This window comes from Mesorhizobium sp. B2-4-18 (genome assembly GCF_006441385.1).
GTDB classification, from domain to species: Bacteria; Pseudomonadota; Alphaproteobacteria; order Rhizobiales; family Rhizobiaceae; genus Mesorhizobium; species Mesorhizobium australicum.
On record NZ_VFUW01000010.1, the window covers coordinates 173,155 to 198,529 of the forward strand.

General features: G+C 62.8%; 27 protein-coding genes, 3 pseudogenes and 1 riboswitch. Of the genes and pseudogenes, 27 read left to right on the plus strand and 3 right to left on the minus strand.

Annotation, left to right across the window (positions count from 1 at the left end):
* Positions 1–4 precede the first annotated feature (4 nt).
* From FJ527_RS23340 to FJ527_RS23370, 7 genes are read left to right on the plus strand one after another with little or no spacing between them, the layout of a single operon-like run.
* Complete coding sequence (locus FJ527_RS23340; RefSeq protein WP_348642623.1) at positions 5–370, plus strand: terminase family protein; 366 nt, start codon at positions 5–7, stop codon at positions 368–370.
* Positions 371–417: 47 nt separating this feature from the next.
* Complete coding sequence (locus FJ527_RS23345) at positions 418–2,841, plus strand: hypothetical protein (RefSeq protein ID WP_210241263.1); 2,424 nt, start codon at positions 418–420, stop codon at positions 2,839–2,841.
* Positions 2,842–2,884: 43 nt separating this feature from the next.
* Positions 2,885–3,832 (plus strand): glycosyl hydrolase 108 family protein, encoded by a 948-nt coding sequence (locus FJ527_RS23350; protein ID WP_348642624.1) that lies wholly within the window; start codon positions 2,885–2,887, stop codon positions 3,830–3,832.
* A gap of 2 nt (positions 3,833–3,834) precedes the next feature.
* Positions 3,835–4,035 (plus strand): hypothetical protein, encoded by a 201-nt coding sequence (locus FJ527_RS23355; RefSeq protein ID WP_140824128.1) that lies wholly within the window; start codon positions 3,835–3,837, stop codon positions 4,033–4,035.
* Positions 4,032–4,271, plus strand: a complete 240-nt coding sequence (locus FJ527_RS23360; protein WP_023769504.1) for a hypothetical protein — start codon at positions 4,032–4,034, stop codon at positions 4,269–4,271. Before FJ527_RS23355 ends, FJ527_RS23360 begins: the two co-directional genes overlap by 4 nt.
* The gene (locus FJ527_RS23365) at positions 4,256–4,450 is read left to right on the plus strand and encodes a hypothetical protein (protein WP_140620656.1); all 195 of its coding nucleotides are present in this window, start codon (positions 4,256–4,258) and stop codon (positions 4,448–4,450) included. Before FJ527_RS23360 ends, FJ527_RS23365 begins: the two co-directional genes overlap by 16 nt.
* A 25-nt stretch (positions 4,451–4,475) precedes the next feature.
* Entirely contained in the window at positions 4,476–4,793 is a 318-nt protein-coding gene (locus tag FJ527_RS23370) for a hypothetical protein (protein WP_140824160.1), read from the plus strand.
* A 158-nt stretch (positions 4,794–4,951) separates the two neighbouring features.
* Here FJ527_RS23370 and FJ527_RS23375 read toward each other — a convergent pair.
* Positions 4,952–5,658 (minus strand): annotated as a pseudogene (locus FJ527_RS23375) (hypothetical protein).
* Positions 5,659–5,856: 198 nt separating this feature from the next.
* On the opposite strand from FJ527_RS23375, the gene FJ527_RS23380 reads away from it, so the two are divergent.
* The 4 genes from FJ527_RS23380 (at position 5,857) to FJ527_RS23390 (ending at position 9,487) form a co-directional block, all read left to right on the plus strand.
* Positions 5,857–7,404 (plus strand): glycosyltransferase family 39 protein, encoded by a 1,548-nt coding sequence (locus FJ527_RS23380; protein WP_224587957.1) that lies wholly within the window; start codon positions 5,857–5,859, stop codon positions 7,402–7,404.
* A gap of 173 nt (positions 7,405–7,577) precedes the next feature.
* Positions 7,578–8,096, plus strand: coding sequence for a peptide-methionine (S)-S-oxide reductase MsrA (gene msrA / locus FJ527_RS23385; RefSeq protein WP_140665813.1), 519 nt, complete (start codon positions 7,578–7,580; stop codon positions 8,094–8,096).
* A gap of 150 nt (positions 8,097–8,246) precedes the next feature.
* Positions 8,247–8,336, plus strand: coding sequence for a putative RiPP precursor (locus FJ527_RS29500; protein ID WP_210161496.1), 90 nt, complete (start codon positions 8,247–8,249; stop codon positions 8,334–8,336).
* 98 nt (positions 8,337–8,434) lie between these two features.
* Positions 8,435–9,487 carry a formyltransferase family protein gene (locus FJ527_RS23390; protein ID WP_140824130.1) on the plus strand — a complete coding sequence of 351 codons (1,053 nt, stop codon included), beginning with the start codon at positions 8,435–8,437 and terminating at the stop codon, positions 9,485–9,487.
* A 58-nt stretch (positions 9,488–9,545) separates the two neighbouring features.
* Here the strand turns inward: FJ527_RS23390 and FJ527_RS23395 are convergent, their stop codons facing one another.
* Positions 9,546–9,854: a hypothetical protein gene (locus tag FJ527_RS23395; RefSeq protein ID WP_140718388.1), complete on the minus strand. Its 309-nt coding sequence runs from the start codon at positions 9,852–9,854 to the stop codon at positions 9,546–9,548.
* A gap of 276 nt (positions 9,855–10,130) precedes the next feature.
* Positions 10,131–10,244, plus strand: a riboswitch (TPP riboswitch).
* On the opposite strand from FJ527_RS23395, the gene FJ527_RS23400 reads away from it, so the two are divergent.
* From FJ527_RS23400 to FJ527_RS23450, 11 genes and pseudogenes are all read left to right on the plus strand, one after another.
* Positions 10,235–10,843 (plus strand): YkoF family thiamine/hydroxymethylpyrimidine-binding protein, encoded by a 609-nt coding sequence (locus FJ527_RS23400; RefSeq protein WP_140824131.1) that lies wholly within the window; start codon positions 10,235–10,237, stop codon positions 10,841–10,843. (Overlaps the previous riboswitch by 10 nt.)
* A complete protein-coding gene (locus tag FJ527_RS23405; protein ID WP_210241264.1) occupies positions 10,806–11,669 on the plus strand; it encodes an ABC transporter permease in 864 nt (287 codons plus the stop codon). The genes FJ527_RS23400 and FJ527_RS23405 overlap by 38 nt, the downstream gene beginning before the upstream one ends.
* Complete coding sequence (locus FJ527_RS23410; protein ID WP_140824132.1) at positions 11,666–12,433, plus strand: ABC transporter ATP-binding protein; 768 nt, start codon at positions 11,666–11,668, stop codon at positions 12,431–12,433. Before FJ527_RS23405 ends, FJ527_RS23410 begins: the two co-directional genes overlap by 4 nt.
* Positions 12,426–13,442: an ABC transporter substrate-binding protein gene (locus FJ527_RS23415; RefSeq protein WP_015317053.1), complete on the plus strand. Its 1,017-nt coding sequence runs from the start codon at positions 12,426–12,428 to the stop codon at positions 13,440–13,442. The genes FJ527_RS23410 and FJ527_RS23415 overlap by 8 nt, the downstream gene beginning before the upstream one ends.
* Before the next feature lie 204 nt (positions 13,443–13,646).
* Positions 13,647–14,333, plus strand: a complete 687-nt coding sequence (locus FJ527_RS23420) for an isoprenylcysteine carboxylmethyltransferase family protein (protein WP_224531680.1) — start codon at positions 13,647–13,649, stop codon at positions 14,331–14,333.
* Between the two features lie 405 nt (positions 14,334–14,738).
* Positions 14,739–15,383 (plus strand): hypothetical protein, encoded by a 645-nt coding sequence (locus FJ527_RS23425; protein ID WP_015317055.1) that lies wholly within the window; start codon positions 14,739–14,741, stop codon positions 15,381–15,383.
* A gap of 230 nt (positions 15,384–15,613) precedes the next feature.
* Positions 15,614–15,778: a DUF3309 family protein gene (locus FJ527_RS23430; RefSeq protein WP_023769518.1), complete on the plus strand. Its 165-nt coding sequence runs from the start codon at positions 15,614–15,616 to the stop codon at positions 15,776–15,778.
* A 236-nt stretch (positions 15,779–16,014) separates the two neighbouring features.
* Positions 16,015–16,183: pseudogene (locus FJ527_RS29940) on the plus strand (ABC transporter permease); the annotation flags it as partial.
* A 57-nt stretch (positions 16,184–16,240) separates the two neighbouring features.
* A pseudogene (locus FJ527_RS29945) lies at positions 16,241–16,357 on the plus strand (spermidine/putrescine ABC transporter ATP-binding protein); the annotation flags it as partial.
* Positions 16,358–16,434: 77 nt separating this feature from the next.
* On the plus strand, positions 16,435–17,685 hold the full coding sequence (locus FJ527_RS23445) for an aconitase X (RefSeq protein ID WP_140824133.1): 1,251 nt from the start codon (positions 16,435–16,437) through the stop codon (positions 17,683–17,685).
* Entirely contained in the window at positions 17,682–18,128 is a 447-nt protein-coding gene (locus FJ527_RS23450) for a DUF126 domain-containing protein (RefSeq protein ID WP_140824134.1), read from the plus strand. The genes FJ527_RS23445 and FJ527_RS23450 overlap by 4 nt, the downstream gene beginning before the upstream one ends.
* A gap of 156 nt (positions 18,129–18,284) precedes the next feature.
* On the opposite strand, the gene FJ527_RS23455 is transcribed toward FJ527_RS23450, so the two are convergent.
* On the minus strand, positions 18,285–19,313 hold the full coding sequence (locus FJ527_RS23455; protein ID WP_140824135.1) for a LacI family DNA-binding transcriptional regulator: 1,029 nt from the start codon (positions 19,311–19,313) through the stop codon (positions 18,285–18,287).
* Positions 19,314–19,668: 355 nt separating this feature from the next.
* Between FJ527_RS23455 and FJ527_RS23460 the strand changes: the two genes are divergently transcribed.
* The 5 genes from FJ527_RS23460 to FJ527_RS23480 all read left to right on the plus strand — a co-directional run bounded on the left by FJ527_RS23460 (position 19,669) and on the right by FJ527_RS23480 (position 25,343).
* Entirely contained in the window at positions 19,669–21,282 is a 1,614-nt protein-coding gene (locus FJ527_RS23460) for an extracellular solute-binding protein (protein WP_140824136.1), read from the plus strand.
* A gap of 82 nt (positions 21,283–21,364) precedes the next feature.
* Positions 21,365–22,225 carry a carbohydrate ABC transporter permease gene (locus tag FJ527_RS23465; RefSeq protein WP_015317068.1) on the plus strand — a complete coding sequence of 287 codons (861 nt, stop codon included), beginning with the start codon at positions 21,365–21,367 and terminating at the stop codon, positions 22,223–22,225.
* Positions 22,222–23,181, plus strand: coding sequence for a sugar ABC transporter permease (locus tag FJ527_RS23470; protein ID WP_140824137.1), 960 nt, complete (start codon positions 22,222–22,224; stop codon positions 23,179–23,181). Before FJ527_RS23465 ends, FJ527_RS23470 begins: the two co-directional genes overlap by 4 nt.
* Positions 23,178–24,269 carry an ABC transporter ATP-binding protein gene (locus FJ527_RS23475; RefSeq protein WP_140824138.1) on the plus strand — a complete coding sequence of 364 codons (1,092 nt, stop codon included), beginning with the start codon at positions 23,178–23,180 and terminating at the stop codon, positions 24,267–24,269. Before FJ527_RS23470 ends, FJ527_RS23475 begins: the two co-directional genes overlap by 4 nt.
* Positions 24,270–24,272: 3 nt before the next feature.
* Entirely contained in the window at positions 24,273–25,343 is a 1,071-nt protein-coding gene (locus FJ527_RS23480) for an ABC transporter ATP-binding protein (RefSeq protein WP_140824139.1), read from the plus strand.
* The last annotated feature ends 32 nt before the right edge of the window (positions 25,344–25,375 follow it).

Here is a 25,375-nt window from a genome sequence, read left to right on the forward strand (position 1 = left end):
CCCCATGACCCGTCACGTCACCTTCATGACCATCGACGATGCGGCGCATTATTCGCCCGGGGAACGCGCGGCGATCGTCGCCGCCTATCCCGAACATGAGCGCGATGCCCGCGCCAAGGGCATTCCGGTGCTGGGTTCCGGCCGCATCTTTCCGGTGGCCGAGGCGTTGATAGCCTGCGAGCCGTTCCGGCTGCCGCGCTACTGGCCGCGCCTCGGGGCGCTCGATTTCGGTTGGGACCATCCTTCGGCCGCCGTCGAGCTCGCCTGGGATACGGAGGCCGATGTCGTCTATGTCACCAACGCGAACCCGTTCGCCTGGCAACCACGGCGAACCTGGAGACGGTACTCGTCGACGGCGTGGCGTGGATAGAAGGCCTCAAGCCCATCGACGGGATCCAGACCGCGGTTGGCGACCGCGTGTTGGTCAAGGACCAGAACGACGCCAGGCTGAACGGCATCTACACGGCCTCGCAAGGTTTCTGGTATCGCGCAGCCGACGCCCGCACCAGCCGCACCATGCAGAAGGGCACGACGGTGCATGTGCAGGAAGGCGCGGTGTCGGCCGGTTTCGTCTATGCGTTCCAGACGCTGGCGCCGGCCGTCGGGCGCGACGACATCGCGCTTGCCTTCTTCAGCTCGGACGATCTTGTCGGCGACGCGACGGCGGCGGTGAGGGACGAACTGGCCGGCGTCATCGCCGAGGCGGAGCGCGCCCGCGACCTCGCCCAGCAATATGCCGCCGACGCTGCCATGGTGTCGGGCGTCAATGTGCCGATCTACGTGTCCGTGGCGGCAGCTGCCGGCGCCGCCATCGCCGCCGGCGTCAAAGCCATCCGCACGCAGTTCTACGCCCCGGTCTTCAACGCGCCGGCAACCCTCGTCGGCGGCGCCACCTACGCCCGCATGTCGCTGGCGGCAATCACCGCCGGCGGCTACCCGGCGCTGGCATATTTCCGCTCCACCGATCGCTTCATGCCGGATGGGACCGTGGATGCGGGGAGTGGAGGGTATTGGGTGCTAAGGGAGAGTGTAGCCAGCGCGACGATGCTCGGTGCCTACGAAGGTCTCGTTGACAACGCGGCTGCGTTAAACGCACTCGGCTCTTATTGCCGGATCACCAGTGCCGCTCTCGTCCTGCCCGCCGTCGCGACATATTACATGGTTGGTTCTTCAATCGACTGGCGTGATGTAGGCGAGATCAATGGCAAGGGCGCGCTGATACGTGGCGCCTTTGATGGCCTTTCAGCGGTCCGTGTCGGTGGGGCCGGGGCCAATATTTTGCGCCGTGCGAAGATTTGGCTGGAGGTCCAGAACACCTCGGATAAATCAATTATCGCGAACACGCGGGGGGTTCATTTCGGCGGTATGGCAGAAAGCAAGCTTTGGCTGCATGTGCGCGGGTTTGACGAAGGTCTCTATTTCGACGGCGTAGCGAATAACACCAATTGGGTGAGCAACGAGTTCAACATTCTTACACTCTACAATAATGGCTCGCATGTTCATTGCGATCTCGCTGGCTCGTCGTATTTTGTCAATTGCCAGTTTCGCGGCGGAACCTGGTACATCGGCACCAATCAGAAAGTGATCGGGCGGGGAACGGTCAAGCTGACCTTGGCAGGGACTGCCGCCATTGAGGAGGTGCTCATCGATGGTCCGCAGATGGGAATTGACGGCGCGTCTGCAGGCGTCGGCCATGCGATCTTCGTACTTGCTACCCTAGGGAGCACAAGCAATCTGACTACGGTATTTTTCAGGAATGCGCGTATCGAAACCTACGGTGCATTCACTAACACGCCTGCTTTGATCAACGTGCCGTCAGCGACTGGCTTCGCCTCATTCAATATCGACCTTTTGTCGGCATCGGGCATTGACGATGCAAACATCGTCTCACCCGATCTAAAACGCATCTTTGTCACACTCCGTGACATTTCCAATAGGCCCACAGGTGGCGCGAACCTCGTGCGGCGGTTTGAGGGAGCAAAGTTCTTTCCCATCCAGGCAGAGGGCCGCATAACGGTGCCTGGCGTAGTGCTATATGACAGTGCGACTGGCGGCTATGCTGCACCGTCACCCTTCCTGACGAATGGTGTTACAGCGCGCACGTCGCGTGCCAACGGCGACGGTCAGCTCTTGGTGTCGAGTTCCGGCCAAGCAGTTGGCCATATTTATAAGAAGGCGAACACCACTCAGGCCGCCTTCCTTAGCTTCCTCAATGGCTCGCGCCCCGTCACGGTTGTATGCTTCGACGCCTCTGGCGGAGTGCTTTCTGGCAATACCCCATACTATGCCAAGGGTAGCAACGGTCAGTCGATCGTTCGGACGGGCGCGGCGGTCTATGAGTTCTCAACCAACTGGCTCTGGATACATCCATCGGTCGCCTCTTTTTTCGTCGGGGCTTCTGGCTGGATAGGCGCGGCGATCATCGAAGGTATCGATTTCGAACAAGGTTTCGCTGCGCCAATGCAGCGCCAACGGGACTTTGAAACCGACATTAGCCGGCTTTGCTACAGCGCCAATATGGAGAGCTATTTGCCTCTCGGTGCCACGATCGAGCGGAATGGTTTTCCGGGATATCGAAATACATTCCTCCTGAAAACTGCGCTCAGTACTGCGTCGCTCTCGGGAGCGACCACCATCGACGTTGTGAACGCTTCAGGAATCGCTAGCGGCGACCGGATCGGAATTGAGATTGATACGGTCATCATTGGCGCTGAGCGGCAGTGGCACAATACAACCGTGAACGGCGCGCCAGTTGGCAATACTGTGACGCTAGCGGCTGTATTACCTGCACCCGCCGCCTCAGGCCGGGCTGTAAGACTCAACCGTTGGGTGACACGATGATCAGTTCGATTTCTTCCGCAGAAGGAGGAGGACTTCGTCGCCGTTGCGCGGCGCCAATATAGTTTCTCATCCGAAACCCGTTCGTCCTGGAATTGAATTTTTCTATCACGTGCCGGCCTGCGTGCAAGGCGGCATGCCAGACAACGCACAGTTACCGAGGGCTGGTGCGCTTGTCGTTGGGATTGGGATCCTGGGCGAGGGCATGGCCGACTTCCTGCGTCGACCAAAACCATTACAACGCGAAAGGGAAATACCCATGGACCGCAATTTCGCGCGGGCGCTTGCGCTCGTTCTGAGATCCGAAGGTGGCTGGTCGGACAATCCGGCCGATCCGGGCGGCGCCACGATGAAGGGTGTCACGCTGGCGAACTTCCGCCGCTACGTGAAGGCCGGCGCTAGCAAGGCCGATCTGCGCAAGATCGGGGATGACCAGGTGGCAACGGTTTTTCGCCGGTTCTATTGGGATGCCGTGCTGGGGGCCGAGTTGCCAGATGGCGTCGACTGCGCCGTGTTCGATTTCGCGGTGAACAGCGGACCCGGCAGGGCAGCGAAGTATCTGCAAGCGGTGGTGGGAGCTGCCCAGGACGGGCGCATCGGGCCGGCCACGCTCGCCGCGGCCAGGGCAAAACCGGCCGGCGCCGTGATCGACGGGCTCTGCGATGCGCGGCTGGCGTTCCTGCAACGCTTGCCGACATGGGCGACATTCGGGCGCGGCTGGTCGGATCGGGTCAAGTTGGTGCGGGCGCAGGCGCTGCTGATGTCGGCGCCGGCGGCTGTACCCGCGCGGCCTGCAAAACCGTCGCCGCAAGCAGCTCCGCCAAAGGCTGAAACGCCCGTCGATGCCGTGCCGGCGGCCGAGCCGGCGTCGCCAGCGCCCGACAATTCCGGGATGCCGATGGCCGCGAAGACCGGCGGTATCATCGCCGCCTTCGTGCTCGTCATCCTCGCCGCCTGGCACCATATCGCCGATGCCCTTGAAGGGATGTTCTGACCATGGCCACAGTTACCCAGCCGACCAGCCGTCCAACCAACAAGCTGACGGCCGCCACGATCGCCGCCGCGGCCGTCTCCGTTGCAGGCGTCGTCGTACGCAATTTCTGGCCATCCTGGTACGACGCCGAGACATGGGCATCGCTTTTGCCGATAGCGATCTTTGCCGTCGGCTATCTCCTCAAGGATGAGCCAAACCGATGAGCGCGCTAATGTCTTTCCTGCTCACCAATCCGACCATTCTGGGCGTGGGCGCCGCTATCCTGGCGGCATTCGGCTGGGGCGTTCGCCAGCGGCTGGCCGGCGAACGCGCGGAGCGCGCGCGACAGGCTGCCACCGAGGCCGAGGCGCGCGCCATAGCCGACCAGGTCCAGAACGATATCGGTGCGCTGCCGTCCGCCGCCGCCCGAAAGGAGCTCAAATCATGGGCAAGGGACTGATGCTCGCCTCGGTCGTGGCCGTGATATCAGGCTGTACCACTGCCAAGGGCGGATTTTGCGCGGTGTCGAGCCCGCTGCGCCTGTCGGTGGCAGCGGTCGATGCGCTGTCGGATGGCGAGGTCAAGGCATTGCTGGCGCACAACCGCAAGGGCGAAAGACTGTGCGGATGGAAGTCATGACGATCGTCACGAGGACGGTCAAATGATGCACGATCTCTTCGACCTGCTTGGCATCAAGGGGCCGGTCGTTGCCGCCGGTCTCGCCGGCGGCGTCCTGCGGGCTTTGTCGCGTCACCGCTACAAGCTGCGCGAAATGGTCGGGTCGCCAATCTGCGGCGCGCTTGCCGCGGCCTATTTGACGCTGCCGGTGGTCCAGTATGCCCGCGCCACCGGGCTGCCGCTGGCCAGTGACGACACCACGACGCTGGCGGCTGCCTTTCTCATCGGCGTCTGCGCCATGTGGATCTCGGATATTCTGTTCGAGGTGATCGTGCGGAAGTTCAGGCCAGCCCCGGAGGACTGACGGCCGGCCCTGCTTTGGGACCGGCACCTGAGGCCTCGATCGAACCAAAAGCCCGCCTTGGCTCACGCCAGGGCGGGCTTTCTCGCGTTTCCGGGCAGCTCGCCGTTTCACGGATACGAGGCCCGGCTCCTCTTCGGCGCAAGGTCGGAAAACCGTACTCAGGCCAGGATGTTGACGGCGCGGGCCGCGACCAGCGCGATCGTGAGCAGCGAGATCATCGCCTCCGCCATCATCAAAAGCTTGGCGCGCTGGGAAAGCGGCAAGGTGTCGGTTGGTGAAAACGCCGTCGCATTGGTAAAGGCGAGGAAGAAATAATCAACGAAGCCAGGCAGCCAGTCGCGGATCTCGCGATCGTCCAGGGTCATTTGCGGAAACAGGAAATCGGCATGGGCGCGTTTGACCAGTCCGCAGGTCGGCGGCCCGCCGCGATCGGTGCTCCAGAACCACAAGGCGAAGACGATGATGTTGGTGAGCCAGATGTTGAGCGCGTCGACGAGCAATGTCTGGCCGCTGCTGCCGGCATGTCCCGCCAGCAACACGCGCACCAGCAGCACCAGCGAACCGCAGTTCATGACGCTGACGACGCCGGTCATTACCAGGGCCGTCCTGCGGATCATGACGCGAAAACGGCCGACGAGATACCAGTGCTCTTCCTCGACCGCTTTCTGGGTGGCGACCTGCGTCCAGGCGGTGGCCACGGACAGGGGCACCAGCAGGGCGGCCTCCAGCGCCGGCGCCAGCCAGCGAGGGCCGAACGAAAGATCGTTGATGACCAGAAGCTGCAGGCAGATGATGACGAGGACAGCGCGCGCGCCAGCCAGAAGTCGAGCGCGCGGTGATGGATGACGGCATGCTGGTGACGCATCGAATGTCCGGGATGCTGAAGTGGGATCAGGTGTGCGGGCTGTTTTGCCCGGGGAGGGCAATAGAACGCCGAGATTCCCGCTCAATCTTGGTATTGCAATGGCGCACAAGTATACTTTTTTGTAAGCTTTGACCTTGGGGCTATTCGGCAAACCGGGCGATGTGATTTAAGCGCGGCATGGCGGGAATTGACGACTCCATGGATCGTTGGGTGCCGGCAGCACTGCCTGCCGTGGGCCTGGACTCGTCATTGGTCTGGTCCGCGCTGCTTCGGCACCCTTGGGGTTTGCTGGCACTTTTGTGCCTGGTGCAGATCCTGTGCTGGACCCTGGTGCCAACACTCATCGATCCCGCACCGCCCGGCGACGTCGTGGAAGGCTTCATGTGGGGCCGCGAATGGGTGCTTTTGACCTACAAGCATCCGCAACTCCCCGGCTGGCTGCTCGAGACCAGTCATCTCCTGACCGGATCGTTCCGCTGGCCGCAATATCTGCTGGCCCAGCTGACGATCTCGGCCACTTTCGTCCTGGTCTGCCTGCTGGCTCGCGACACGCTCGGCCGCGACAAAGCGCTGGCCGCCGTGCTTTTGATGCCGTCGGTCTATTTCTTCGGCTGGCCGACGCCGCAATTCAATCACGACTATGCGCAGATGCCGTTCTGGGCGGCGATCTGCTGGTTGCTGTGGCGCGCCAGCCGCGGCGGCGGGCCGGGCTGGTGGCTGGCGCTCGGATTGGTGTCGGGCGTTGGGCTCTACGCCAAGTTCTCCACCGGCTTGCTGCTTGCCTTCGGCGGCCTCTGGCTGCTGTGCGACCCACGTGCGCGCAGCCGGCTGGCGACACCCTGGCCATGGCTTGGCCTGGCTGTGTTTCTCGCCGTCGCCGCGCCGCTTGCCATCGCACTCTACCGCATCGATTTCCTGCCGTTGACCTATTTCGCCGGCCGCGATGCATGGGTGAGCGAGCATCGAGCGCGGCTCTATTATATCGGCGTCCAGATGGCCGGCCTTTCCGGCTTTCTCCTGGTGTTGGCGCTATCAGGGCTATTGCGGCGCTCACCAGCCCCGCAAGTGCCGGTCGAGCGCGACACGCTCGTCTATCTCTGCTGGATGGGGCTTGGGCCGGCGGCGCTGATCATGGTGGTCTCGTTGTTCACCGGCACCGGGGAAGCCTGGGGCGCGCCGATGTACAATCTTGTCGGCGTCGTCGCGCTCGCCTTTCTCGGTCACCGGCTCGGTGCCGTCGAGATGAGAAGGTTGGCGATCTGCGCCTTCATCTGCATCGTCGCCATGTCGGGCGCCTATGGGGCGATCCGATGGACGGACTGCAATGTGCGTGGACGCATGGACGCCGTCTGCTGGCCGGCGCGGCCGATCTCGGACGAGGCCGAGGCAATCTGGCACGCGGCGGCGCCGGGCCGGCTCGACATCGTCGGTGGCGACACCAATCTTGCCATGCTGGCTGGCCTCAACGCCTATGACAAGCCGTCTATCTTCACCGATCTCGATATGCGGTTCGCACCCTGGATTACGAGGCAGCGGTTGCGCGACCACGGCATGCTGATGGTCTGGTCGGGTCGTCACGTGCCGTCAAGGCTGCTGGCATGGGTGGACAATATCCCGGTCAAGACCGTTCTTTTCAACTGGTCGCGCGAGGCACCGCCGGTGGTGATCAGCTTTGCCGTCATTCCGCCCGGCACGCGATATCTGCCGGCTGCCGCCAGCAGCCGGACCCGGCATCCGCGCAGCTAGGGTGAGCGGCGACGTGCGATCCCATTCCCTATAATACAAGCGGACGGCCGCTCGTCTGACTGGACGAACCAGGCAACAATGCCCATTTATGGCGCTATCCAAGTTTGTTGCCGCGCAATTCCCGACGGAGAGCCGCTACACTTCCCCGGAATTGCCTTTTGAGGAGACGTGACATGGCGACTTCGAGTGAACGTGCAGTGCTTGCCGGCGGCTGCTTCTGGGGCATGCAGGATTTGATCCGGCGCTTCCCGGGAGTCCTTGCCACGCGTGTCGGCTACAGTGGCGGCGACGTGCCGAACGCCACCTATCGCAATCATGGCACGCATGCCGAAGCCATCGAGATCACCTTCGACCCGGCGAGAATCAGCTTTCGCCAGCTTCTGGAATTCTTCTTCCAGATACATGATCCGACGACGCGCAATCGCCAGGGAAACGATGTCGGCATGAGCTATCGCTCCGCAATCTACTACACCGATGAGGAGCAGAAGCGTGTGGCGGAGGACACCATCGCCGATGTCGACGCCTCCGGCCTGTGGCCCGGCAAGGTCGTCACCGAACTTGCGCCGGCCGGAGCGTTCTGGGAGGCCGAACCCGAGCACCAGGACTATCTCGAGAAATATCCCAACGGCTACACCTGCCATTTCGTCAGACCAGGCTGGAAGCTGCCGGTTCGTGAAAAGGCGGTTTCATAAGGTTCACCAGCCGTTTTGGCGGTAGGTGGGGTATAAACGCCCGTCGATTGCCAAGGATCATACGCATAGGGGCTGTTGGCCGCCGTGGCGGTTGACAGTTCGTTGCGTTGCTGGCCAACTGTGTGGGTTGATCGATCATCGGGGATGAGCATGAAGAAGATCTACGAAAAGCCGGTGTTGGTGAAGCGGGAAAGACTCTCAAGTGTTGCGGCGGGACCGCTTTCTTCCAAGGCAGCCTGACCGGCCAGGCCGGCTTTCGGGCCTGGCTGGCCGAGTTGTAACGGTGATCGAATTGCTGGTGCGGGCAGGCTACGTCTTGCCCCGCTGGGCTTGAGAAGATGATTTCTTCCGAACCCGCGGCCTGCGCCGGGCAACTCAATGCAATTTTCATCCTGGATGTTTCTGCTTATACCGGGCCGCTGCTTTCCGGATGGATCGAGGCGGGAAACCGTGTTGGTGCGATCATCGTGCCTGGTTTTCAACGCCCATCCAGAGGCTTCAGCATTGGCAATTTTCGGCGCAGGCTGAGGCGCCGGCTTTTGCTCAGGCGCCATCTCGGCAACACGCCGGTAAAGCTGATCGAATTCCGCCGGCCTTACGACTGGAACGAGCTTGCCCGGCAATTGCCTGATATCGCCGCGGATGTGCTGATCTGCTTCGCTTTCCCGACCTTGATCCCGCAGCAGCTGCTCGACCTCTTTCCCAAGGGCGGGCTTAATTTTCATCCGGCGCTGCTGCCCAACTACCGGGGGCCGCATCCTCTCCATCGTCTTGTCGCGGATGGCCAGCATGCGGTCCATGGCGGCGTGACACTGCATAAGATGTCGGCCAATTTCGACGACGGCGACATCCTCGGACAAGTGCTGTTCACCGAAGCAGACTGGGCATCGCGGCGGGATATGGTGGACGGCGTGGCGAGCGCGATGCGCCGGTTGGTGCGTGAGGTGGCGCCAGCCTATTGCAAGAATCTGGTGTCGGGGATGCGGCAGCCAGCCGGTGATTTCGTCTGGGCTCGACTTGAGCGGGACCACATGGCGATTTCGTCCGACATGTCAATCGGGCACGTTGCCCGGATGTGGCACGTATTGGGCGCTAAACCCGGTATCTATCTGGATGTCGCCGGCCGCAAGGTCAGGCTGGCCTTCCAGGTCAGGCGACTGGGTCCGCCAACCGGAAAGGGTCCCGTAAGGCGGTGGGGGATGGTGGAGTTCGATCTTGCCAATGGCCGGGTTCGGCACCTCATCTACGGGCGCCTGCTCAAACGGCTGATGAAAATATACGCCTCATTCCCACGCCCCCGGGCCGGCAAACCGTACGCTGAATTAAGGGTCTTTGGCCGGGTGGGCAGTGAAGCGGCACCAGAGCCGCAAGCGGGTAGTCGCGGACACTGAATCCCAATAATGGGAACCGCGGAAACTGCGTCCGCGGTTCTCATATCGCGATGGCAAACTACTTTCCGCAGTTGTTGTCGTTCACGGTCGGCGCGGTGGCGTTGCCATTGGCGTCCGTCTGTGCACCCTGCGGGTTGGTCGGGCAATTCTTGTCCGCATTGGAATTCATGTCGCCCGGCGTGGTGGTCGTGCTGTTGGTCGCGCCCGGATCGATCGTACTGGGTGAAGCCGGGGTGCTTGGGTCCACAGTGACGGACTTGCCGCTACCGCCGGGCCCATCCGCGCCCGCTGCGCTATTGCTTTGTGCCATGGCGGATGTTGCAACGGCAATGGTGAAGGCCGAAGCCGCGAGGATTTTCATGAACATGATTTGTCTCCATTTTCTGTGAACTCGTCGCCGGGAACGGTGCACGGTTTCGCGGAAATCATGAACCGCTCAATCTCTTGTTTTGACACAATCCCGAACGGAAAATTGGTCCTGGAATCGCGTCCAGCGACTGGTGGGACAACCCCTCGGAATGGCGAAGGTTCCAGACAAATTTCCGCGCCGGCGATGTCCAATTGCCCTGGAGCTCGGGCAATGCTTTAGCGCGGCTTGCCAAAAAAAACAGCTTTCCCAACCGTCCGAATGATGCTTTAACGCGCCTATCCACAGGGGTGCTCCGTACGGTCGGGGCTGAGACGGGGGCGGCAAGCCCACAGACCCTAGAAGCTGATCTGGGTAATACCAGCGGAGCGAGGCGGGCGATGTTTTCAGGCGCACAGGTTTCCCTATATCCAATGGCCGACGATTTCGTCGGCATCATTCTGGGCGCGCTCGGCGCGCTCGATCCGTACCGCGATAAGCTCAGGATCGAGACCGACGACATTTCGACCTTGCTGGTCGGGCCCCCCGAGGTGTTATTCCCTGCGCTGCGCGACCTTTTCGTGGCCGCGTCTCGCAGCGGCAGGCATTGCGTGCTGTCAGCCACCATTTCGCGTGGCTGCCCAGGCGAGCCGGATGACCCGATCTGCCGCTCCGACACGTTCGGCGGACCTGCCGGGCCACTCGGCCCGCGCAAGCAAGCCGCCATCACCGCAGTGCGCGGCGCGCCGGCCACTGGCCAGCCGGCGGCGGCGCAGTTCTCGCTCTATGTGATGGGCACTGACGACCACATGGACGAAATCTATGGCTGCATAGATTTCCTGAAGCAGTCCGGCGTCTACGATCGCTCCAAGAATTTCTGCACCAAGCTGCGCGGCGATGCCGGCGCGATCTTCTCGGCCCTCGATGAAGCCTTCTACCGCTTCGGGCCCGGCGCCGGCCATGTAACCCTCGATGTCACGGTCTCGGCCAACAGTCCCACCGCCGTCTGAACCGCTCGTGGTCTCATCGTCATTCAACCCGCGTAACGTCGCGGGCTTCTTCGCAAAAACAGCGCCGGCCGTGATATCGATCGGTTTGGTGCTCGTGGCCTGGGAACTGTACGCAAACATTTCCGGCATCAAGCCGACGGTTCTGCCGGCGCCCTCGCGCGTCTTCGAACAGGCGATGCTCAATCGGGAAGCCTTGGTCGACAACGCCATTCCCACGGTCCGCGCCACGCTGATCGGTTTTGCCTGTTCGCTCAGTGCCGCCTTCGCCCTGTCGATGCTGGTCGACTTCTTCCAGCCTTTGCGGCGAGCGCTGTTTCCCATCTTCATAGTCAGCCAGACTTTGCCGCTGGTCGCCATCGCGCCATTGGTGGTGCTGTGGTTCGGCTTCGGGCTGGCGCCCAAGATCGTGCTGGTGGCGCTGGTCACCTTCTTCCCGATGCTGGTCGCGCTGGTACAGGGCTACGAGGCTACCGAGGTGGAGATCGGTCAGATGCTGCGTGCCATGGGAGCAGGGCGTTGGCGTGTCTTCATGCTGGCACGATTGCCTTCGGCGCTGCCTTATTTCTTCGCTGGCCTCAGGATATCCATCACCTATGCCGTCGTCGGCGCCATTTTCGCCGAATATGCAGGCGCGGCCAAAGGGCTGGGCATCTACATGCTCAACGCCAAGAACAATTTCCGTCCCGACCTGGTGCTCGCCGCCGTCTGCGTCAGCGCAGCGCTCACCCTTGTCCTGTTCGGGCTGACGATGCTGCTGCAGCGTCTTGCCATGCCCTGGGAACGAGCCCCTGGCAGGCAAGGCGCTGGAAAAGGTCCAGAAGCATGAGCCGGCTCGAATTGCGGCATGTTCGCAAGGCGTTTGGCGGGCTCGATGTGCTCGCCGACATTTCGCTTCGTGTCGATGCCGGCGAATTCGTCTCGATCCTTGGACCTTCGGGAGCCGGCAAGTCGACGCTGTTCCAGCTTCTGACCGGCGCCGAGCATGGCGAGGGTGAGATGTTCTTCGACGGCGTGCCGCTCGACGATCACGGCAGGCATTTCGCCTTCATGCCGCAGCGCGACGCGCTGATGCCGTGGCGGCGCATCCTCGACAACACCACGCTCGGACTCGAGGTGCAAGGCGTCAGCCGCAAGGCGGCACGGAAGCGTGTGGCTCCGCTGATTGCCGAGTTCGGCCTTGCCGGCTTCGAGTGGCACTTTCCAGCGCAGCTCTCGGGCGGCATGCGCCAGCGCACGGCGCTTTTACGTACCGTGGTGCAGGAACGCGATATGTTGCTGCTCGACGAGCCGTTCGGCGCGCTCGACGCACTAACCCGTGCGGCCCTGCAGCGCTGGCTCGAACAGATGTGGCGGCACCACCACTGGACGGCGTTGCTGATCACTCATGACGTGCGCGAAGCCCTGTTCCTGTCCGACCGCATCTATGTGCTGTCCGCGCGGCCTGCCCGGGTCGTGCGCGAGATCAAGGTGCCGCTGCCGCGCCCGCGCGATTCCGCCAGCGCGGCCACGCGGCAGGCCGGGGCACTCGAGGCCGAGATTCTCGACATTTTGCTCAACCTCCAGCCATCCAAAGGACATGACCATGATTGACTTGACGCGCAGGCAAGCCCTGCTGCTCACCCTTGCCGGCAGCGTACCGCTGATCACCGGATCGAGCCGTTCCTTCGCGGCAACGCGGACGGTCACAGTCGCCCTCGACTGGACGGTCAACACCAACCACATCGGCCTGTTCGTCGCCCGCGATAAGGGATTTTATCGGGAAGCCGGCATCGAGGTCGACATCCTGCCGTACAGCGATACCGGTGCCGGCACGCTTGTCGCCAACCATGTCGCCGATTTCGGGATCAACGGCACCATCAGCCTGTTCACCCAGAAGACCGCGGGAGCCGATCTGAAGGGCGTCTATGCCGTCGTGCAGTCCGAGACAGGCCGGCTGGTGTTCAATGCCGCGCGCAGCGAAATCAAAAGCCCGAAAGATCTGGATGGCCTGACCTATGGCGGTTTCGGCAGCGCCTGGGAGACCGCGCTGATCTCGACCATCATCCGTCACGACGGCGGCAAGGGCGATTTCGAGACGGTGACGCTGGGCACTTCCGCCTACGAGGCGCTGGCCAACGGTTCGGTCGACTTCACGCTGGAAGTGTCGACCTGGGAGGGCGTCGAAGCCGAACTCAGGGGCGTTAAGCAGCGCAGTTTCGTCTATGCCGACCATGGCGTCCCCGATGAGCACACCACGCTTATCTCTTCGAGCGAAGCGTATCTCCAGGCGAACCCCGAATTGTCGTCATCCTTCATCCAGGCAACGCGGCGCGGTTACCAATTCGCCGTCGATCATCCAGGGGAGGCCGCCACGCTGCTGATAGCCGCCAACAAGGATGCCCTGACGAATCCGGCCTTGGTCCACGCCTCGCTGAAGGCACTGCTCGAGGGCAATTATCTACGCGGGCAAAATGGTGCCATCGGGACGTTGGACCCTGCCAAGATGGAAGCGATCGGCAACTACCTCTTCGCCGCCGGCATTCTGCGCGACGCCGACGGTAAGGTTCTGCCGCAGAGCCCGGATTTCGCCAGGTATTTCAGCAACGCATTTCTGGGGTAGCTGGCCAATCCCTTAAGGAGAGGATCAACTCGGGCGAAACCCATTCCTGGCGATCCTCGAAGCGGAGACAATCTGCACGGCCGTGCCTTGTGTCTCTTTCGGCGGCGCCGTCGCCGTTTCTGATGCCGATATGATCTTCTCGGTTAACCGCACAGCAATGGTTGCGTGCAAAGGTCCCTCCGAGGGATGATCGGGGTTCTTGCCTTGCTTGCACCAAAAAGCGAAACGCTTCCGCGCGTCAACCAGGGCGGGATGATATCCGAAGCGCGCAAGCGCGAGATCCTGGCCGACTTGCGCGAAGGCTTCTTTCGCATTTGTGCGCTCGCATGCGCCGCGCTGTTTGTGTACCGGGGCGTGTATCACTTCGTGCAGGATCCCACCCGGTTCAATATCGCGCTCGTGGCGGTCTCCGAGACGCTCACCTTTACCTGGCTGCTGCTATCGCGGCGGCCGGTGACGCGTGACTGGAGCCCGCTTGCGGTAGTCGCTTCGGTGACCGCCAGTTTTGGTGTCGCCTTGATCACCATGGAACCGGGCATCCCCATCATCCCCATCTATGTCGCCGCGCCGCTGCAGTTCCTGGCACTGTGGTTCGTCATCTGGGGAAAGCTGTCGCTGGGTCGTTCCTTTGCCATCCTGCCCGCCAATCGCGGCGTGATGACCGGCGGCGCCTACCGCCTGGTGCGGCATCCGATCTATGCCGGTTACCTTACCGGCCATGTCCTTTACCTGCTGTCGGCCTTTTCCTTCTACAATCTCGCCGTCTATGCGGTTATCACCTATCTGCAGGTGTACCGCATTCTGCGCGAGGAGGCCTTGCTTGCCGCGGAACCGGAGTACCGCTCTTATATGGAGCGCGTGCGCTATAGGCTGTTTTACCGGATATTCTGAAGGCCAGACTGTCACGCGAGAGTGGCCGGTCCTGTTTGATCCAGAGTTGGCCAACAGGGCTCCTTAGCGGCTAGTGGTCCGGAACTGCTCCGCAGGTGAGGTGCTGTATCCTGGCTGTTCGGTAGCAAGCAGCCTGGCACCAAATCATCGGCTCTCCAACAGCTGGCTCTAAATCGTTTTTTCTCGTAAACTTCTCAAAATATAGACATTGCAAACGTCTGCCATTAGATATTTTCTACAAGTATATTATATTTTTATTATCATTACCGCTTTCTTGTTTCGACAGTTAATACCATGCCGCTCACATGTATAGCGTGAATTGAAACTCAAAACTCTCTTCGACGTAGTTGCCATCGCAATCGGCTGCATGCCGACTGCCTAGCGCAACGACAACAGGAGAGTGTTATGGCCTTTACCATCAAGACAGTCGCCAGTGTGTTGGCGGGTAGTGCAATAGTCTTGGTTCTGTCCGTGCCAGCAAACGCAGCAGGTCTTGGCGTCGGTGTCGGCGCCTCGGTTGGCGGTAGCGGCGGTGTCAATGCCGGTGTCGGCGCCTCGGTCGGCGGCGGTGGCGGCATCAATGCCGGCGTCGGTGCCTCGGTCGGCGGCAGCGGTGGCGTCAATGCCGGAGCCGGCGCCAATGTCGGCGGCTCGAGGGGCGTCAGCGCCGGGCTCGGCGCGTCGGTCGGCGGCAGCAATGGCGTCAATGCAGGAGCCGGCGCCAATATCGGTGGTTCGGGCGGCATCAACGCCGGGCTCGGTGCCAATGTTGGCGGAACGGGTGGCATCAATGCGGGGCTTGGCGCCAGTGTTGGCGGCGCCGGTGGCATTGGTGTCGGCGCGGGCATCGGCAACGGCACCAATCCCAGCAATCCGTCCAACCCGAACAACCCATCCAATCCCAATCACCCCAACGTTCCTGGTGTCGTGGCCCAGATGTCAAGCTCGCAGGTGACGCGCATGAAGAAGCGCTGCGTCGATGTCCTGAGCAGCGAAGGGACCTATGACCGCGACTTGCGGCAGCTCTGCCTGCTGATCGCACGCCGCTGAGGCTGAGGGAGGTTGCGGAACCAGCCGTAGGCCTGACCGCACTCTCCTGGCCTCCGGCCGGTTGGAAAGCCCGCCGTCCAGGCGGGCTTTCTGCGTTGCGGGCTGTGTGTTCCGTAGCCGCAATAGTCCAGCGGAACGCCAGCCCCTCTAAAACGTTCATACCTTGCGACATCCGAAATGGCGCGATGTTGAACCAGCGCGAAAGCGCGCATTCAGGAGCAGGGAAGGCCATGGGTCTCGGAACGATACTTATCATTATTCTAATCCTCGCGCTGCTCGGCGGCTTCAGCGGTCTGGGCGGTGGCCCGTTCTACGGAACCGGTTACTATGGCGGTGGCGGTCTCGGACTTGTGTTGATCATCGTCATCATCCTTGTCGTCCTGGGACGCATCTAGCCGGCTCCTCTTGTGTCGCCGGCGTCGCGGTCCCTGAGCGAACCCGCGCCGGCGTGCACTGGAATGTGATGGAAGCAGGCCGGCTTGTGATCATGCGCCCCGCAGGACGGCTGTATGGTGATTGCGGTCCACACCCCCCGTGGAAACAAGAGGAGAGGGTCCCACCCCTTCATCCTCCTCGAAGGCCCGCCCCGGTTCCCGGAGCGGGCTTTCGTTCTTCTGCAAAGCGATTGCCTTCGGTCTTTCTGCCGCTCTCGGCCACGGTCTTTTTTCTCCGTCATGACCGACCTGCCGCTGACGGGAAAGCCGTGGGCGTTCACGCTGGGCAATTACGCCGCCTTCTTCTCGCAGAATCTCTATCTGACGCTGCTGCCGGCTTCACTCCGCCTCGGCCTCGAGGTGACGGGCTATCGACGACTCGCTGATCGAAGCCGGGCGCTCGCTCGGCCTCGCGGCTGCGCCGGCCAGACGTTGAAAGTCATCGTCCAAAATACTGGCGCCGACAGGCTGGTGGAAGGTCAGGATGTGGTGCTGCGCTGGTCGCCGGAGAGCACAGTGCTGATTGCGGCGGCGGGCTGATCGTCGTTTCGGCTCTTGCCAGACCGCTGACAATGAGGAACGCATAGCCGGGCCCAAGTTAAGCCCGGAGCACCTTGATGACGTTTGACCTGACGGCCCGCGACCAATCCATGCTCGATGGCGAGCAAGGCCCAGCCGCGGCCGCCGCCATGAAAATCCTCGTCGCCTTCTCGAACGCGGTTGGGGCCGGCAGCCTGCTCGACATCTCAGGCGCTCATATCGATGGCTGTCTCTATCACGGCAAGGCAGGGCTCGATTTCGTCGAGCGGCTGGTCGAGGGAAGCGGACGTGTCCGAGTGCCGACGACGCTCAATGTCGGCTCGTTCGACCTTATCCATCCCGGCATGGTCAAGATGCCGGCGGCTGAAGAAATGCCGGCGCGGCGGTTGATGAAGGCGCATCTGGAACTTGGCTGCCAGGCCACATTCACCTGTGCCCCCTACCAGACGCGGTTCCGGCCTGAATTCGGCCAGCAGATCGCCTGGGGCGAGTCCAATGCCATCGTTTTCGCCAATTCGGTGATCGGCGCTCGCACCAACCGCTATGGCGATTTCATCGACCTGTGCTGTGCCATGACGGGTCGCGCACCGGGCTGGGGCCTGCATCTCAGCGAGAACCGGCGCGGCCGCATCCTGTTCGAGCTGGATGTTGCCGACGGGGAGCCGAGCGACAGCCTGTTCGTCGGCGTCGGGCTGATCATCGGGCAAGCCAGTGGGGACCGCATTCCTGTGATCGTCGGTCTGCCGCAACCGCGCGACGAGGACCAGTTGAAGGCGCTGGGCGCGGCGGCGGCAACGACCGGCGCGGTGGCGCTGTTCCATGCGGTCGCGGTCACGCCGGAAGCGCGGACGCTCGACGAGGCGTTCCATGGCCATGCGCCGGAAGAGACGATCCGCATCAGCCGCGCCGATATCGACCATGCGCTGGCCAGACTGTCTGGAGTGCCCGACGGCGCGCTGCTTTCAGCCGTGTCACTGGGCACGCCGCACTTTTCCCACCAGGAATGGATGCGCCTGTTGCCGCTGCTGCGTGCGGTGGCGCCGGGCAGGGGCATCCCGATCTATGTCAACACCGGCCGCGCGACGCTGACACGATTGCAGGAGGAGGGGGCATTGGCTGGCATGGAGGCGTTCGGCCTGGTCCCGGTCGCTGACACCTGCACCTATGTCACCTCGATTCTCGAGCGTCTCGACGGCGTGGTGATGACCAATTCCGGCAAATGGGCGCATTATGCGCCGGGCAATATCGGCGTGACCGTCGCCTTCGCCGAAATGAAGGATTGCATCCGCTCCGCCGCCGCAGGGCACGTCGTGCGGAGCGCCTCATGACGCGGTCGATTGAAGTGAAGGTCGTTGAAAGAGCCGGCACATTCCAACTGGCGGGTGCCGCCGAGGGCGAGGCGTTGGTGTTCTCGCAACCGCTCAGCTTCTGGGGCGGCATAGACGCCGAGACCGGCGATATAACGGATCATTCGCACCCAGGCCTTGGCCAGAATGTCTCCGGCAAGATACTGGTCATGCCGAGCGGGCGAGGGTCCTCGTCTTCTTCCTCTGTCTTGGCCGAGGCAATCCGCAGGGGCACGGCGCCGGCCGGCATTCTTCTGGAACGGCCGGACCCGATCCTTGCCGTTGGCGCCATCGTCGCCGAGTTCCTCTACGCGATCAGCATGCCGCTGGTGGTTTGCGGGATTTCGGAGATTGTTTCCGGTGATCGGATAGCGATCGATGTGGGCGGTGATGGCGGGGCGATTGTCCGCAAGGTCAGGAAATGAGCACGCGCTGATAGGGTGAGCGCTGCATCCGGCTGCCGCCTGCCTCTAGGACGCGCCAACCTACCGGCCGATCAGGCCTGTCATTACTCCAAATGATCTAACCGACACCGCCTAAATCCTTGTTTTGTGCGTGCCGAGCCAAGTGCTGCGCGCGCCTCAAATCTCCGGGATGTTCTCCTTGAAGATCACCTGCAGCCTCGGCTGGTGCAATTCATAGGGGAGGCCCCGGACGGCGTGGGTTAGGATGTTGAGCGCCTCGCGGGCTTCGACGCGCGGGTTCTGGTCGATGACGGCGTCGAGCGTGCCGTCGAGCAGCAGTTCCTTGGTGCCGTCCGTCGCCTCGTGGCCGAGGAAAACCATGGATTGCGCACAGCCGCGTTCCTTCAGCGCACGCGCTATGCCGGTGTTGCCGGCGCCGACATTGTAGATCGCGGCAAGGTCGGGGTGGCGTTCCAGAAGGGCTGACGCCTCCGAATAGGCCTTTTCGCGGTCGTCGAGCATTTCGCGCATCTCGACGATCTCCAGATTGGGCGATTCCTCGGTCAGTATGTGCCGGAAGCCCATCTCGCGTTCCTCGTGGCCACGATAGGACAGCGAGCCTGCAAACAGCGCCACCTTGCCGGGGCGCCCCGGTCCCATGAAACGGTTGAGCAGATAGCCGGCCAGCCGCCCGGCGGCGCGGTTGTCGATGCCGATATAGGCAACCCTTGGCACATGCAGGATGTCGGAGGCGATGGTCACCACCTTGACGTCGTTGGCCGATAGCGAGCGGATCGCCTCGCGCACCGTCGGATGGTCGAGCGCGATGACACCGACGCCTTGCGTCTGGCCGCGCAAATCCTGCAGCAGGCGGGCGAGCCGGTCGGGATTGAAGCCCTCTATGGTGGCGATATGGACGTCGAGATCGGGGCGCGCCAGGGCTTGTGCCTCGATGTGGCGGTGCAGCATCTTGATGAAGGAATTGGTGCCGGCCGGCAGCGCGAAGTCGAGCCGGATGACCTCGCCGGGCACCGGCCTGGGCGGCGCCCCGTTCGGGCCTTCGGCGATGTAGCCGAGCCGCTGTGCCATTTCGAGCACGATCTCGCGTGTGCGCGCCCGCACGCCGGGGCGATTGTTGAGCACGCGGTCGACGGTGGCGGCGGAGACGCCGGCTTCCCGGGCTATGTCGGTCAGGGTGGAACGCACCGTCTCATCTCCTCAATGCATCAGGGATGACGCAGTGCCGGCTGGCGGCTGATTGCGCCCAACGCCCCGCGATCCGCGATTCTGATGGGAAATGATGTATCCGGCCTTGGCCGATGCGCAAGCCGCCAAGCTAAATCAACTCGTCCGGCACGATCGTGTCGGAAAGGGAGATCACATTTCCCATCAAATCGACGCATTCGGAGGGGTCTATGAACCTTGGTATGACGCATTTCCTCACTCTATGCGATGTTGTGATGTGTTTTGATTATTAATGATGTTGACAGCCTTCCGATCCTGCCGTCAATATCCCTCATGGGCTCGTGGAGGAAACATTGGGCCTGAGGGAGGAATTCCAATGTCTGATTTGATCCGCATCTCGCGGCGCCGGTTGCTGGCGTCCGGAGGAAAGGCGGCGGTGTTCGTGGCCGCCGCAGGTATCGCTCCGCAATTCATTCGTCCCGGCCGCGCCTTCGCGGCCGATGCGCTCGCACCTGGCATGATCGGCGGTCGGACGGGCTTCGATGGCGCCGAACGCTATCAATACGGTCCCGACACACCGGAGGGCCGCGCCATTGAGGCCGCCAAGGCTTTGAAGGGCGCCGGCAAGGCGCCGGCCAAGATCGTGCTTGGCCTGTCGGACGGCTCGATCGGCCAGCTCACCCAGCCTTTTCCGGCCGGGGCGCCGTCGATCAAGGAGCTGTGGGAAAAGGAAACCGGGATCCCGATCGAGATCGTCGGTCTGCCGAACGGCCAGGAATTCACCAAAACCATGCAGGACATCTCCACCAAGGGTGGGGCCTACGACATCTATTCGACCGAGTGGAATCGCCTTGGCGATCTCGCCGAGACCGGCGGCATCGCCAAGCTCGACGACTTCGTCGCCCAGTACAAACCCGAATGGGACGATCCCAAGACCGGCTATGTCGACGGCGCCAAGGGTGTATCGCTGCTCAACAAATATCGCGGCTCCAACTATGGCGTGTCGCTGGACGGCGACTTCCAGACCTGGGTCTATCGGACCGATCTGTTTGGTGACGAAGCCGAGAAGAAGGCCTTCAAGGACAAATACGGCTACGATCTGGCGCCGCCGAAAACCTGGAAGCAGCACGGCGATATCGCCGCCTTCTTCCAGCGTCCGGACAAGGGCCTGTTCGGCTCCACCGACCTGCGCAACCAGGGCTGGGGCTATACCAACTGGTACCAGCGCTATGTGTCGATGGCCTCGCCCAACCAGTTCCTGTTCGGCGACGACGGCAAGCCGCTGATCAATTCCGAGCATGGCATCGCCGCCACCAACGAATATGTCGAATCGTTGGTCCATCATTCGCCGGACGCGATCTCGTGGGGCTGGCCGGAGCAGTACGGCAATTTCGCCAAGGGCGGCGCGGCGATGACCTGTGCGTTCTCCAACCTGCCGAAATTCCTCGACAATGCCGGCAACAAGGATTCCAAGGTCACCGGCAAGATCGGCACGATGCTGCCGCCCGGCCGCGAGATCGACGGCAAACTCATCAGCCGCTCCGTGTTGTGGTTCTCGCTGACCGGCATGGTCTCGTCGCAGTCGAAAAACCAGGAGGTCGCCTATCTCCTGCTGCAATGGCTGGGCTCGGCCCGCATCTATGCCTGGATGAGCGCCAACCCCGGCGGCTATCTCGATCCGTTCCGGCTTTCGGACTTTTCCGATCCGCTGGTGCGCCAGACCTACCACGCCTACCACATGGACGTGGTGCGCGAGACGGTCGCCCGTACGGTGCCGACCATCAACTATCCCGGCGCCACCGCCTTCCACAACGCGCTGGACGAAAACCTGATGGCCTCGCTGACCAAGGCCAAGACATTGGAGCAGGCGATGGCCGACACGGAAGCCGAGTGGAAGAAGATCGCCCGGCGCATTGGCGAGGACAAATTGCTCGAAGCCATCAGGACCAACAAGGAGGCATGGCCGACCGTTCTCGATCCGATCAGCTGATCCATCTCCCTGGATCAAAGCCGGAGGGGAGGAGCATCCGCTCTTCCCCTCCGCAACCGACGCCACCAGCAAAAGCAGCCAGATGAAGCGTTCCGTCCCCTTCGAGATATTCCGCTACGCCGCGATCCTCGCGGCGATGGCTGTTACGCTGGTGCCGATCCTGTGGATGGTGTCGATGGCCTTCAAGCCGATCGCCGAATGGTCGGCGACGGGTGCGGACCTGACGTGGTGGCCGAAGAACCCGACGCTCAGCAATTTCCAGTTCGTGTTCGGCGAGTCCACCAACAATCTGATCGTCGCGCTCGACCGCACCGCGCTGAAGCCGATCCTGTCGTCGCTTCTGTCGGCGGTGTTCGGCACCGCGATCGCCATGTCGGCCGGCACGGCCGCCGCCTATGGCCTGTCGCGCTTCGGCTCCGGCCAGAACCTGCCGCTGGCGCTGATCCAGCTCAGGCTGTTTCCGCCGATGGCCGTCATGATCCCTGTGATGATCATGTGGGCCTTCCTCAACTTCACCGACAGCTGGTGGGGGCTGGCGCTGATCTACGGCATCGTCACGCTGCCGTTTGCCTTCTGGCTGATGAAGACCTTCTTCGACGACATGCCGCGCGAGATCGAGGAAGCCGCCTTGGTCGAGGGCTGCTCGCGGCTGCGCGTCTTCACCCGCATCACGCTGCCGATGATGCGCGCGCCGTTGGCGAGTGCTGCCCTCTTCGTCTTCATCCTCAACTGGTCGGACTATCTGATCGCGCTGCTGCTCACGACGCGCGAATGGGTGACGATCCCCGTCTACATGGCCTCGCTGTCGTCGTCGATGACCGGCCAGCTCTATGGCGCCAAGGCCGCACTCGGGCTGATCGCGGCGGTGCCGCCGGTCATCATGGGCATCGCCATCCAGCGCCATCTGGTGCGCGGGCTGACTTTCGGAGCGCTCAAGCAATGAGCGCGGTGGTTGCGACGATTTCGGAGGGTGAGATGGACGCGGCCCGCGCAAGGCCGGCGCTGCGCGACGAAGGCATGCGGCTTGGCTTTCGCCTGACCTTGCCGGCGCAGATCCTGGTGCTGTTCATCTCGGCCTTTCCACTCTTGATGCAGCTCTACATCAGCGTCACCGACTGGTCGCCACTCTCGGGCCTCGGCTGGTGGAACGCCTGGGAGATGTGGAACAGCTTCGCCAACTATACCGACCTTGCCGCCGACGCGCGCTTCTGGAGTGCGCTGAAGCGCACGGTCATCGTGATGGTCGTCTGCGTGCCGGCCGAGTTCCTGTTAGGCTTGGCGCTGGCGACGCTGTTCGCCGACGATTTTCCGGGCAAGCGCATCTTCTATTCGGTCCTCCTGATGCCGATGATGGTGGTGCCGGCGGTGGCCGGCTACATGTTCTTCATGCTGTTCCAGTCCGGCGGCCCGGTGAACGACATCCTGTCGGCAATCACGGGCACGCAAGTCACCATTGCCTGGCTGTCGGACCCGACGCTGGCGCTGATCGCGGTGATGATCGCCGACATCTGGCAGTGGACGCCGCTGATGTTCCTGATCCTGCTCGCCGGCCTGGTCGGAGTGCCGGAGGACCAGATCAAGGCGGCAACGCTGCTCGGCGCCAATCCCTGGCAACGCTTTACCACCATCGTGCTGCCGAAGATGAAGACGATCATCATCATCGCGCTGGCGATAAGGGTGATCGAGAACTTCAAGATCTTCGACACGCTGTACATCATGACCGGCGGCGGCCCCGGCGTCGCCACCGAAACGATCTCCGTCTACATCTACAAGGTCACCACGCAGGATCTGATCTGGGGCTATGTGGCGGCGATCGCGCTCGCCATTCTGGTCGTGCTCTCCATCGTCGCCGTGTTCGCCATGAAGCGCATGGCCCGGGCAAGGCAGGTGGCGGCATGAGTACGATCCAGCTCAAGCACCTCACCAAGACATTCGGCGACTTCACGGCGCTGAAGACCATGGACCTCGATATCGCCGATGGCGAGTTCATGGCTCTGCTGGGGCCTTCAGGCTGCGGCAAGTCGACGACGATGAACATGATTGCCGGAATGGAAGAGCCGACCAGCGGCAAGATCCTGTTTGGCGAGCGCGACATGGCCGGCGTGCCGATGGGCCGGCGCGGCGTTGGCTTCGTGTTCCAGAACTACGCGATCTTCACCCATATGACGGTGCGCCAGAACCTTGCCTACGGGCCAAGGATGCGTGGCGCCGCCACGGTCGAGATCGATCGTCGCGTCGGCACGATTGCCGAGCTGCTGCAACTGACGCCGCTGCTCGACCGCAAGGCCGACCGGCTGTCGGTCAACATACTGCAGCGCGTGGCGATCGGCCGCTCGGCAATCATGGAGCCGGCGATCTTCCTGCTCGACGAGCCGCTGTCCAATGTCGACGCCGCCTTCCGCGCGGTGATGCGCACCGAGCTGAAACAGCTGCAGCGCCAGTTCAAGCAGACCATGGTCTACGTCACGCACGACCAGCTGGAAGCCATGACCATGGCCGACCGTATCGCGGTCATGGACCACGGCGTGCTGCAGCAGGTCGGCACGCCGCTCGAGGTCTACAACAATCCGGCCAATGTCTTCGTCGCCCGCTTCATCGGCGCGCCGGGCATGAACCTGCTCAAGGGCCGACCTGCGGAGAGCGACCGGGGTCTGGTCGTCGATTTCGGGGCGCTTGGGGTCTCGCCGCCATTGCCGGATGAGCTGGCGGCCAGCGTGCGCGGTGCTCGCGGGGAGGTGCTCTACGGCTTTCGGCCGGAACAGGTGGCCCTGGCGGAGAATGGACGCGGGCTTGCCATGCCTGTCACTTTCGTCGAGCGCATCGGCGCGCGCACCATCGTTCACCTCGGCCAGGGCGACGGCGCCGTGAAAGCGGTCTTCGACAATGATGTCGGGCTGTCGATAGGGCAAACCGCGGTCGTCGCACCCGCGGCGTCGTCAGTGCGGGTCTTCGACGCCGTTAGCGGCCTTGCGATGAGAGCGGGTTGAGCCATGGCCGACATCGTCTTCCGCAATGTCACGAAACGCTACAGCACGATGCTCGCCGTCGACGACGCCTCGTTCACTGTCAACGACAACGAGTTCTTCTGCTTCTTCGGGCCGCCGCTGTCGGGCAAGTCGACAATCCTGCGCCTGGTGCTCGGGCTGGAGACGCCGGATGCCGGCGAAATCCTCATCGGCGGCAAGCCCGTCAACACGGTGTCGCCAGCAGAGCGCAATGTCGCCATGGTGTTCCAGAACTTGGCGCTGTTCCCGCATATGAGCGCGCTCGACAATGTCCGTTTCCCGCTGGTCGAGCGCCGGGTCGCCGAGGTCGATATCAAACGGCGCGTCGCCGATGTCGCGGCCAAGCTGCATATCGGCCATATCCTGCACAAGCCGCCGGCACTGCTTTCGGGCGGCGAGCGGCAGCGGGTGGCGATCGCCCGCGCCCTGGTGCGCGACCCCAACGCCTATCTGATGGACGATCCGATCTCGGCGCTCGACGCGCGGCTGCGCGAGGAAACGCGCGTCGAACTGAAGCGCATCCAGCGTGAGCTCGGCAAGACGCTGATCTATGTCACGCATGACCAGGAAGAGGCGATGTCGATCGCCGACCGCATGGCCATACTGGAAAGCGGAAGGATCCGGCAGATCGGCGCGCCGGCCGAGATCTATGATCGCCCGGCCAGCACCTACGTGGCGCGGCTGCTGGGGTCGCCTGTCATGAACATCCTCAAATCCGTTCAAGGCGAGGGCGGCATCGAGGCCGCCGAAGGCGCGATCAGCATCGCCGATCGCACGGCTCCGGCCGACGCCGTCGAGATCGGGCTGAGGCCGGAGGATATCAAGGTCAGGCCCTGGAGCGACACCGAGAAGGAGAGCCCCGGCCGCCCGGCGCGGGTGTTCGAGGTCGAGCCGCTTGGCGGCTATACCGTGGTGACACTCGCCGCCGGGCAAGCGCGGCTGAAGGCTTTGCTGCGCGGCCAGCCTGACATCAGGCCCGACGCGATGGTGGCGATATCCTGCGAGCCGGCGCGCGTGCATTATTTCGGACAGGGCGGAGGCGCGTTGGCAAGATGAACGCGGCCGCAAGGACAGGATTTCGGGAGGAA